Source organism: Effusibacillus pohliae DSM 22757, assembly GCF_000376225.1.
GTDB lineage: Bacteria > Bacillota > Bacilli > Tumebacillales > Effusibacillaceae > Effusibacillus > Effusibacillus pohliae.
Map to the genome: position 1 here is coordinate 34,408 of NZ_AQXL01000111.1, position 9,703 is coordinate 44,110.

At 52.8% G+C, this 9,703-nt stretch carries 15 protein-coding genes and 3 tRNA genes; 13 read left to right on the forward strand and 5 right to left on the reverse strand.

Going from position 1 to position 9,703, the window contains the following annotated elements; all coding sequences use genetic code 11:
• Positions 1 to 77 precede the first annotated feature (77 nt).
• Together C230_RS0106540 and C230_RS19690 are read right to left on the reverse strand one after the other, a co-directional pair.
• Entirely contained in the window at positions 78 to 1,244 is a 1,167-nt protein-coding gene (locus C230_RS0106540; RefSeq protein ID WP_018131228.1) for an LL-diaminopimelate aminotransferase, read from the reverse strand.
• A 13-nt stretch (positions 1,245 to 1,257) separates the two neighbouring features.
• Entirely contained in the window at positions 1,258 to 1,977 is a 720-nt protein-coding gene (locus tag C230_RS19690) for an FAD-dependent thymidylate synthase (protein ID WP_018131229.1), read from the reverse strand.
• Between the two features lie 345 nt (positions 1,978 to 2,322).
• Between C230_RS19690 and C230_RS0106550 the strand changes: the two genes are divergently transcribed.
• From C230_RS0106550 to C230_RS0106585, 7 genes are all read left to right on the forward strand, one after another.
• Positions 2,323 to 3,006 carry a TerC family protein gene (locus C230_RS0106550; protein ID WP_018131230.1) on the forward strand — a complete coding sequence of 228 codons (684 nt, stop codon included), beginning with the start codon at positions 2,323 to 2,325 and terminating at the stop codon, positions 3,004 to 3,006.
• A gap of 77 nt (positions 3,007 to 3,083) precedes the next feature.
• Positions 3,084 to 3,851: an enoyl-CoA hydratase/isomerase family protein gene (locus C230_RS19695; protein ID WP_018131231.1), complete on the forward strand. Its 768-nt coding sequence runs from the start codon at positions 3,084 to 3,086 to the stop codon at positions 3,849 to 3,851.
• Between the two features lie 73 nt (positions 3,852 to 3,924).
• Positions 3,925 to 4,329, forward strand: a complete 405-nt coding sequence (speD, locus tag C230_RS19700; protein ID WP_018131232.1) for an adenosylmethionine decarboxylase — start codon at positions 3,925 to 3,927, stop codon at positions 4,327 to 4,329.
• 76 nt (positions 4,330 to 4,405) lie between these two features.
• Positions 4,406 to 4,481: transfer RNA gene (locus tag C230_RS0106565), tRNA-Ala, on the forward strand.
• A 124-nt stretch (positions 4,482 to 4,605) separates the two neighbouring features.
• Positions 4,606 to 4,680 (forward strand) — tRNA-Cys (locus C230_RS0106570).
• A 7-nt stretch (positions 4,681 to 4,687) separates the two neighbouring features.
• Positions 4,688 to 4,775: transfer RNA gene (locus C230_RS0106575), tRNA-Leu, on the forward strand.
• Positions 4,776 to 4,975: 200 nt separating this feature from the next.
• Entirely contained in the window at positions 4,976 to 5,548 is a 573-nt protein-coding gene (locus C230_RS0106585) for a phospholipase D family nuclease (protein WP_083910483.1), read from the forward strand.
• A gap of 89 nt (positions 5,549 to 5,637) precedes the next feature.
• Here C230_RS0106585 and C230_RS0106590 read toward each other — a convergent pair whose 3' ends face one another.
• Both C230_RS0106590 and C230_RS0106595 read right to left on the reverse strand, forming a co-directional pair.
• Positions 5,638 to 6,015 (reverse strand): type II toxin-antitoxin system HicB family antitoxin, encoded by a 378-nt coding sequence (locus tag C230_RS0106590; RefSeq protein WP_018131235.1) that lies wholly within the window; start codon positions 6,013 to 6,015, stop codon positions 5,638 to 5,640.
• Complete coding sequence (locus C230_RS0106595; protein WP_018131236.1) at positions 6,008 to 6,253, reverse strand: hypothetical protein; 246 nt, start codon at positions 6,251 to 6,253, stop codon at positions 6,008 to 6,010. Before C230_RS0106595 ends, C230_RS0106590 begins: the two co-directional genes overlap by 8 nt.
• Before the next feature lie 134 nt (positions 6,254 to 6,387).
• Between C230_RS0106595 and C230_RS0106600 the strand changes: the two genes are divergently transcribed.
• From C230_RS0106600 to C230_RS0106640, 6 genes are all read left to right on the forward strand, one after another.
• Entirely contained in the window at positions 6,388 to 6,570 is a 183-nt protein-coding gene (locus C230_RS0106600; protein WP_026174182.1) for a helix-turn-helix transcriptional regulator, read from the forward strand.
• Complete coding sequence (locus C230_RS22440; protein ID WP_156807378.1) at positions 6,555 to 6,857, forward strand: hypothetical protein; 303 nt, start codon at positions 6,555 to 6,557, stop codon at positions 6,855 to 6,857. Before C230_RS0106600 ends, C230_RS22440 begins: the two co-directional genes overlap by 16 nt.
• A 549-nt stretch (positions 6,858 to 7,406) precedes the next feature.
• Positions 7,407 to 8,054, forward strand: a complete 648-nt coding sequence (locus tag C230_RS21275; protein ID WP_156807379.1) for a PB1 domain-containing protein — start codon at positions 7,407 to 7,409, stop codon at positions 8,052 to 8,054.
• A 163-nt stretch (positions 8,055 to 8,217) separates the two neighbouring features.
• Positions 8,218 to 8,481 (forward strand): hypothetical protein, encoded by a 264-nt coding sequence (locus C230_RS0106630; protein WP_156807380.1) that lies wholly within the window; start codon positions 8,218 to 8,220, stop codon positions 8,479 to 8,481.
• Positions 8,482 to 8,637: 156 nt separating this feature from the next.
• The gene (locus C230_RS0106635) at positions 8,638 to 8,829 is read left to right on the forward strand and encodes a type II toxin-antitoxin system HicA family toxin (RefSeq protein WP_018131244.1); all 192 of its coding nucleotides are present in this window, start codon (positions 8,638 to 8,640) and stop codon (positions 8,827 to 8,829) included.
• Between the two features lie 32 nt (positions 8,830 to 8,861).
• Entirely contained in the window at positions 8,862 to 9,275 is a 414-nt protein-coding gene (locus C230_RS0106640; protein ID WP_018131245.1) for a type II toxin-antitoxin system HicB family antitoxin, read from the forward strand.
• An 89-nt stretch (positions 9,276 to 9,364) separates the two neighbouring features.
• On the opposite strand, the gene C230_RS22940 is transcribed toward C230_RS0106640, so the two are convergent.
• Positions 9,365 to 9,703 (reverse strand): hypothetical protein (locus tag C230_RS22940; protein WP_169332833.1); only part of this gene is annotated, 339 nt, incomplete at its 5' end.

Below are 9,703 nucleotides of genomic sequence, written 5' to 3' on the forward strand. Positions count from 1 at the left end.
TTTCGCGTCACATTTCGCCCTCCTTCTTCACAGTGCAGTTCCCTGTTGGTGTTGCCTGTTGGTTTCGCCTGCTTTCTTCACCGGAGGATGCCGCTTGCGCCGATCCGCCTGACCGCTTCCTGCAATTGGTCCTCAGGCTGCACCAGGGCGATTCGGACGTATCCTTCCCCCTGCTGGCCGAAGCCAACGCCGGGAACCACGGCAACCCCCGTTCTTCTCAAAAGTTCGCGTGTGAATTCGCGCGATGCCATCGCGACCGGAATCTTTGCCCAGACAAACATGGTGGCCTTCGGTTTCGGAATCTGCCAGCCGATTTGGGCGAGTCCGTCGAGTAACACATCTCGCCTTGACTGATACGTTTCGGCCATCCGCCTGGTATGCGACTGGTCGCCGAGCAGGGCGGCGGCCGCCGCTTTTTGCACTGCGGTGAACACGCCGTAGTCGATGTTCGATTTCACGACAGCCAGCGCCTGCAGGATGTCGCGGTTGCCGACGGCAAAGCCGATCCGGCAGCCGGCCATGTTGAAGCTCTTCGACAAAGAATGAAATTCGACGGCAACATCTTTCGCGCCTTCGATTTCCAGTATGCTCATCGGCCGGTAGCCGTCAAACGCCAGCTCGGAGTAGGCGATGTCGCTGACGATCGCAATCTGGTGCTGCTTTGCGAAGGCAACCGCTTTTTCGTAAAACGCACGGTCGGCCACCGCCGTCACCGGATTGTTGGGGTAATTGAGGATCATCAGCTTCGCCTTGCCGGCCACCTCCTTCGGAATCGCGGAAAAATCCGGTAGAAACTGGTTCTCTTCCGTCAGCGGCAGCCGATAGGGAATCCCGTTCGCCAGATGAATGCTGACTTCGTAGATCGGATAACCTGGATCCGGCACCAGTACATAGTCACCGGGATCCACCAACGCGAGCGCCAAGTGGGACAATCCGTCCTGCGACCCCATCAGGGCCATGCATTCTCTGAGCGGGTCCACTGGAACGCTAAACCGATTTTTATACCAAGTCGCGACCGCTTCCCGGAAAAACAGACTGCCCTCGGAAGTCGGATAGCCGTACCCACCGGGATCGGCGACTGCCTCTGCCAACGTTTGGATCACATGGGGAGGCGGCGGCAAGTCGGGCGAGCCGATGCCCAAATCGATGATCTCTTTGCCCTCCGCGCGCAGTTGCTGCTTCAAATCGTTCAGTTCAAAGAACACAGCGGAACGAAACTTCTCCAGCCGACGCGATTGTTTCATACAAGTTCCTCCATCATGTCCACATCGATTTTAACTGGCCGTATTTTTCCATAATTTCCTTGAATAACTCGGGATTCTCTTTTTTCAGCCGGGCGCGCGCTTTTTTCCAGGCGATCGCTTCCGGACCATAGATGTCTTTTGCGAGGTCCCACAGTTCCGGGTCGTGCTGGCGGACTTGCTCCCACATCAGATTGACCACTTCGAACGTGTCCGGTTGGGCGCCAGGCTCCCAGATCCGTTGCGGGAATACCGCTTCCATCAATGTCAGGAAGTTAAACTGCAGAATGTAGTGCAGTTCCACGCTCATCGGTGCGACGGAACGGGCGGCTTGCAGGCGGAGCCGTTCGGTCGGATCGTTGGTGTCGGGATCGATGCCGCGAACCAGCATTTGGTAGGTTTCCAGGTGACGCTGCCCGATCTCGTATAGCTCGGGAGCCTCCACGGGCGGGATGAAATATTGCGCTTCATTCGCACGCAGGCCGCCGCACGCCCGCATTTGGGCTGTGGTATAAGTCACAAGGTGATCGTATACGACTTTTGTGGTCCAGAACTCAAACTTCACGTGTTCGCCGCGGAAGATTGAGGTATGGCCCTTTTTCAGCAAATTCAAGGGCCGTTTCACGTTGTCTTCATCCGATTTGCCTAAAAAAATCGCCGCATTTTTGGCGAGGGACAAACGATCCGGGTCGGTGTAACGCAAAATTTTGACGCGGGGTTTGATCCGGTTTTCCAATGTCACAACCTCCATCTGGAATGCATATTCTATCTAAGATTCGATACCAATCGGGGGATTCCTGTCAACCGCCGCGATTTTCCTCCGGAATTCGATCCCGGATTTTCAAATCCCGGATTTTCTGATTGACAAACAGGGGCGGGACTCGGTATGCTTTTCTCAAGCATATAGGGTGTTCCGCAAAGGGGAGTAGCTTTTACAGTAAGGTCGTCATGACGGGATACACGGATCCCCGGCTTTACTGGCAACGTCACGTTGTTTGCAAGACCTTTGCCTCTCTAGTAGAGGTGAAGGTCTTTTATTTTTGCAGATTGTGGAACACTATTTGGGGGAGGCGAAAGCACGATGTGGGAATTATTGGTGGCCTTTTTCAGCATAATCATCATCAATCTGGTATTGAGCGGTGACAACGCGATTGTGATCGCGCTCGCCAGCCGGAAACTGCCGCTTGACAAACGGAGACAGGCGATTCTCTGGGGGACGGCCGGGGCGATCGTGTTGCGGATCGTGCTGACATTGGTGGTGGTATGGCTTTTGAAGATTCCGTTTTTGATGGTGGCCGGCGGACTGATGCTGATCTGGATTTCGTACAAATTGCTGATCGACAAGGAAGAGGGTGTCGAGATTAAGGCGGCCAACAATCTATGGCAGGCGATTCAAACGATCGTCGTTGCCGATTTTGTGATGAGCCTGGACAACGTGCTGGCGATTGCCGGTGCTGCGAACGGAAAGGTTTATCTGGTGGTGATCGGTATTCTGCTGAGCATTCCGGTGATCGTGTGGGGCAGCACGATGATTTTGAAGCTGATTGAAAAATACCCAGCGATTGTCTACATTGGCTCCGGAATCCTGGCGTACACCGCCGGTGAAATGATTGTGGGAGATCAAACGGTGAACCATTGGGTGCACGGCGTGCCGGGGATTCATTACATCGTTCCGATCGCTACCGCTGTCCTGGTGCTGGCAGCCGGTCACCTGATGAAAAAACGGGGGCCGATCAAGCAGGAGGGGATTTCAAACAGCCAATAGCTGTGACGCGGAACCGTTCACAACCCTATCGAAGTCTGTTACGATAGAAAAAGAGATTATTGAACGGAGGTTTCTCCATGTCTGCACTTGTTGTCACCGAATTGGCCGAACATATTGCCGTCATTCGAATCAACCGGCCGGAGTCCAGCAATGCGATCAACTCGGAAGTGATGGACCGCCTCTCGCATGCGCTCGATCAAGCGGCCGTCAATGCGGATGTACGGGCGGTGATCCTGACCGGGACCGGCGACCGCTCGTTTGCCGCCGGCGGCGATCTGAAAGAGTTCCACCAATCGCTACGCACGCCGGATGATGTCTATAAAAAATGGTCGGATATGCGCGACATCCTCTACCGGATCGCGACTTTCCCGAAGCCGGTGATCGCCGGAGTGAACGGCGCCGCCCGGGGCGGCGGCGGGGAACTGGCGGTCGCTTGCCATTTCCGCGTGGCTTCGTCTGCCGCGACGATCGGATTTGTACAAGTGAAACTCGGCATTTCGCCCGGTTGGGGAGGCGCGGCGCTGCTCGCCCGAACGATCGGGTATCAGCCGGCGCTACGGCTGATTTTGACGGGCAAGGTGATTACGGCGGAGGAAGCGAAACAGATCGGGCTGGTGGATGAAGTGGCGCAGCCTGACCGGTTCTGGGAAGCGGTATGGAAATTTGCCCGCGAGTTGGCGGATAATTCGCCGGCGGCGGTGCAAAGTATTCTGCACATCATGCGGCAATCCCGCAATCTGCGCCTGGAAGAGGCGATGGATCTGGAAAGCCGGCTGTGTGCTTCGCTTTGGAATTCGGATGAGCATCAGACGGCGATCGGAAAATTTTTGATCGGCAAGCATTAAATATTCCCAGTCTAATCGGACGCCCCTTGTCAGATACTAAACTCCAGCGAATGGGTCTCAGGGGGGATCGTGGATGGACACAATGGGGCGTCATGTGATTGCGGAGCTATGGGAGTGCAACCCGCAGATTTTGAATGATATCGAGCAGGTCGAGCGGATGATGGTGAATGCGGCTCTCGAGGCGGGGGCGGAAGTGCGCGAAGTGACGTTTCACAAATTTACGCCGCACGGGGTCAGCGGTGTCGTGATTATTTCGGAATCCCATTTGACGATTCACAGTTTTCCGGAACACGGGTATGCAAGCGTCGATGTATACACTTGCGGCGACCGGATCGATCCGCGTGTGGCGTGCGAGTATATTACGCGGCGGCTGGAGTGTCGGCGAAGACAGTGGATTCAGATCGAACGGGGCGAAGGGTTTACCGGAGCTTTTAAGCAGCATGTGGAGATTTTGCCAGCGTCCGTGGCTCCGCATTGACGGTGGATTCCTTGGTAGTTTTTTGCCCCTTGCCTATCCCGGCGCAGCTATGTATAATAAAAATTGTCGCTGATGCGGGGTCGTAGCTCAATTGGTAGAGCACTGCGCTGGCAGCGCAGGGGTTGTGGGTTCGAGTCCCATCGATTCCACCAGCTTGGACTTTTGCTTGGGGCCCGGTTGCGTACGGCGAATGCCTGCATACGGGTCCCATTGCTAGCTAGTGGTGTTGCGGGTTCCGTCCTGGCGGCACCGAGACGGTTGATCCGATCCTGTTATGGCGCCATAGCCAAGTGGTAAGGCAGAGGTCTGCAAAACCTTTATTCCCCGGTTCGAATCCGGGTGGCGCCTCCATTCATAAGCCGGAGTGGTGGAATGGCAGACACAAGGGACTTAAAATCCCTCGGGTGGTTGCACCCGTGCCGGTTCGAGTCCGGCTTCCGGCACCAGTAAATCAAGGGTTTTCGGCAGTCACCAAGACTGCCTTTTCTTGTGGTTGCAAATCTATTGCAAATCTTTACTCTGCTAAAGTATCTTTGATTCATTGATCTAAGAGATACCTGTTCAGACACGGAGGCTTATCAAAAAGCGGTGGCTGAGATCGAGAAGCTGAAAGCGAACGGAATCAAAATCGAACGGTTTGAGATCGATGAGCAATCGTTTGAAAATCATGGCTATGACTAGTGCAATCGCATTGTTTTTCCCTGGCTGCGCGCCGGTGGATCACGCAGTTTCTGCTGATCGTTCGAAGAGTGATCAGACAAGAGTTGAATATGCGTTCACGCAGGCGGACCAGCACCCGGAGACGCTTTTAAAAAATGTGATCGACTCAGCGAAATCGTCGCTCGATATTGCGATTTATTCGATTACGAAAGATGACATTCGCGATGCGATTATTGCGGCGAAGAAACGCGGGGTGAAAGTGCGTATGATCACCGATCACCAGGAAGCGCAAGGGAAGTATCAGGCGGAAGATTTGAAGCGGCTTCGTGAAGCAGGAATCCCCATCAAAGAGAATACCCACTCGGGCCTGATGCATCTCAAGGTCACCATCGCGGACCAATCGTTGGTCACGACGGGATCGTACAACTACACGGTTGCAGCCTCGACCACAAACGATGAAGTGCTTGTAGTGCTGAGGGATCCGTCCATCGCTAAGGATTGGGAAAAGCAGTTTGAGCGTATGTGGGAGGATACGAAGAATTTCACGGATATCAAATAAAAAATCCTTGGTTGAATTAAACATCCCGGATTCGGACCGGGATTTTTTAGACACCGGTATAGAAAAAACAACCCAGCGGAAAAGCTGGGTTAAAGAGATCTTTTTGTTGGATAACCAACGCCGCGGGAGAGCTGATAATTGATGTACTGGTTCAGGCTGACGTTTTCTTCTTTTGCTTTTTCGGACAAGATCCGATGAAGCGACTTTGGAATCCGAATGTTGAGTTTCCCTGAGTATTCCTCGGTGTCCCGTGCGGGTTCCGGAATCTCTATTCCTTCTTCCAATGCGACTTCCAACCAGGCACGCTTGGCATCCTCGATCATCTCCAACGCTTCTTCAATCGTTTCTCCTTGACTGAGGCAACCGGGCAGTTCCAGAATTTCAACCACGTACCCGCCCTCATCAGCAGGGTGAAGTACGATGCGATAGGGAAGATCTAAGTAATATTGCAGGTCTTTCTTACTCATCGTCCATCTCTCCTTCCAAAAGTTTGATCGCTCTTTCTACATAAACGGCTTTGATATGAGGCTTTTTGTAGGGAACAGTAAGGAGTTTTTCACCCTTTGTGTATGTATAATGGCTGGAACCCCCTCTTGGACTCCGCCGTTCAAACTCGGCACGGATCAGGATTTTATCCAGTTCTTCAAAACGCACTTGTTTGGGATTGTTCTTGATTTTTTGCAGAAGCTTTTCTAGTTTGCTCATTCTGCCCTCATCTTCGATATTATGGTACCATATATAGTGGCAATGCACAAGTGGGCTTTTTTCGCCAAAACCTCCCGCCCATCGACAAAGGATTCGACAAGTCGGCTGCCGAAATATGCGGTGAGGTGGGGGATGTGAAAAATAGGATACGGGAATTGCTGGATGGCAGGCCGGTTACCTGGCTTGCGGAAAAATCGGGCGTTAAACGCACGACGATTCATACATACATAAAAGGCGGGATTCCCCAGTTGGATAAAGCGTATGCTATAGCGAGAGTCTTCGGGGTGTCAGTATACGATATATGGCCGGATCTGTGACGGCCATTATTTTTTGTCTGTTTCGACAATTACTTATCATAAGTGTCGAATACTCGACATATGCATTTACCATCACACCGCAAGAGGAGAGGGGATGCGACGTGATGGATGGCGAAAAGAAGCGGTTTGTCACTTTTAACCTGGCAAAACCGGAAGAAGCAAAACTGTTTGAGTTCTCTAAGACGATCAATTTCGCCCAGTTTGTTAAGCAGGCTCTGGCAGCGGAAATGCGAATCAGAAACCATGTGAGGGGAGATGGGTGGCAACAAAAAAGACCCTCCGAATGAGGGTCAGGGATGGCCTATAGCCGCTGCGTCGCGGCTTGCTAAAGCTGCGCTTCGCTAGCAGTGTATGCGGGAGGATGCGAAAATATGCATGGCCCGCAACTGGGAAAATTTCACCCGATGATGCCTGCGTCAATCAGTATCTTCAGAACAAAGATTGTTCCACCAGAAGCCACTAATCCGTACCCAAGCAGTGTCAATATCGGCATCTGAAGTCCTCCTTCGCGGTTTGTTGTCAGTATCACCAATTGAGAGGAGAGATATACCATGTTTTATTCGATGGCGTTACCACGCCGGCGTCAAAATGTCGAGGTGATTTCCTTGGAGGATTTTTTCGGGCGGAGGGAGGGCGTTATGACTTAGAAGGAAAAACGGCTGGTCAACGCTCTCCTGTCCAGCGCGACAGCGGTCTTTCTGATCAAGGCGGATCTGGCAGAAGCCGCCGGGATCGCAGACCGGATCATTCGGGCGTTCGATCCACTTGTCGAGCTGGCGAAAGGGGTGTCGTACCCGATTGCCTTCCTGATGGTAACCGGAGGGTTTCTGCTGATCATGTTGGGTCAACGCCACAAAGGCCTGCAGATGATCAAGTGGGCCGCGGTGGGGTATATCGGTCTGCAGTTCGTGCCAGCCATCATGCAGATCCTGGTCGAGGTCGGTCGGCAACTTAACAAGCAGGGGGCTGCGCGGACCGCGCTACGGATTGCCACTGGAACCGTCCTGGAGACCATTAGCATTGTAACGGAACTGATTACAGGTGAGGAACCGGAAAAAGTGCGGCTTGACGATGCCGAACGGGCGGTTATTCTTCGTGACGGTTGGCTGCGTACGGAAACACTGGCCAAAACCCGTGGGGATGCTTTCGACGTATCTGGACGAGTGGGGGTAGTATGCGATTCACCGGCCCGCGCTCGAGCATTACTGCGCAGCGCCACGATGGCATTCCGGGAATTGGATGGCGACAATCACTTGATTCCCGCCGAGATGTCCTCGGAAAAGATGTGGCGGAAGATGCAGCAGCGCAGTATGGGGATCCGGCTGCAAAAGGACTACCTTTCGATCCCGGAAGTTTCCCGTCTTTTTCTGCTTCCGACGGGTCCGCTGCAGGAAAAATATCATCTTCAAAACATCCGCTCGCTGGAAACCGACATACCGGAGTCCATTCTCCAAGGCGACATCCTGCTTGGGGCGCACGAGTAGAACGAAAGGCGATCATCATCGATGTGCCAAAGACAGAGTTGGGGCCGGAAGGTGTGGATCTGATTGTGAATCTGCTATCCACAAAAATTGATCTGGCCATGACGCTTCGAAAGGAGCAAGATCAGTTTCCCTTTTTGTGATTTTCGATGAGCCACATCAATATATGCGATCGGAAAAAATCTGGAAGGCCGCAGCCGTCGAATCGCGAAAATGGCGAGTCGGATATGTCTGGATGTTCCACTCGTGGGAGCATATCCCGCACAATTTGGCCGAGATCATAAAGGCAGCCGGCGTCCATTATCATCTGTACAATAGTAGCAAAAAGACATTTCGGGATCTTGCGGAGGACATTGCGCCGTTCACCATTGAAGATGGAATAAAACTGCCCCGATTCCACGCCATCAACGTGCTGCGCGCTGGCGGGTAGATGGTGACACCGTTCATCGCGAAGATGGCATCGCCGCCGTCGAAGAGAAAAGAGGCCGAGTGACGGCCTCTTTTCGACGACGTGATACAATTTCTCAACCACAATTGACACGTATAAAAATACGTATTATAATAAAGGTGTAAGGAGGAGGGGATATTGAAAAGCTACTCGTCAAGGGAATTGATCAAACTGATTGAGGTGGATGGGTGGTACTTGGTGGCGGTGGCCGGGAGTCATCACCAGTACAAACATCCAACCAAACCTGGGCGGGTGACAATCCCTCACCCGAAGAAGGACCTTCCAATTAAGACGGTCAAGAGCATACTCAAGCAGGCAGGGCTGGAATAACCGACCTGCCTGCAAAGGAGGTTTCAATATACGTGAAAGATCGGTACATTTATCCAGCGATTTTCGATTATGCAGAAGATGGGATTTCGGTTGAGTTTCCTGATTTGCCGGGGTGCCTGACTTGCGGGGACACGGACGAGGAAGCGCTGCACAATGCGAAAGAAGCGATGGCGCTGCATCTGTACGGAATGGAGCAGGATGGAGATCCCATTCCGGCTCCTACTCCCGTATCGAAGCTGCGGACGGAGGAAAACCAGGCCGTGGTATTGGTGGAGGTCTGGATGCCGCCGTTTCGGGACGAGATGGAGGATCGCGCGGTGAAAAAGACACTGACCATCCCAAAGTGGCTGAACGACCTGGCAGAAGAACACAAGGTGAACTTTTCGCACGTGCTGCAGGATGCGCTGAAGCGGTATCTGGGTGTCGAACGTCGGAAAGCAGAATGAGGCCCAGCCTCAATTCGACCCCTTTTTATATTGTGTTATATTGTGTGGGAACCTGCTGGGTTCCTCTTTTTTTGGAGGTCTGCATATGATCATGCATATTGGACACTTGAAATGTGGAATGTGGAATGGTTGGAAGTATACTGTTGCCACTCACGTAAAATGACGGCGTAAATCTCACCGACAATGACGGGAGAAGGGGAACGCCAACCTGCCAAATCAATGAGAAGTGTAACGCCGCTCAAAACGAAAGGCACACGCTGCTCGTTGTGAATAGAAGCGGCATGTGCCAATCGATGTGAGTTGTGGGGACAACGTAAAATCAACTCGTAACGCCGCGCTGCCGGTGTCAACATCGGATGTAAAATCCCCAATAGCATCGGATAGCAATTCCCCAAAATCACCGGCATGATTTCCTCAAAATCATCGGG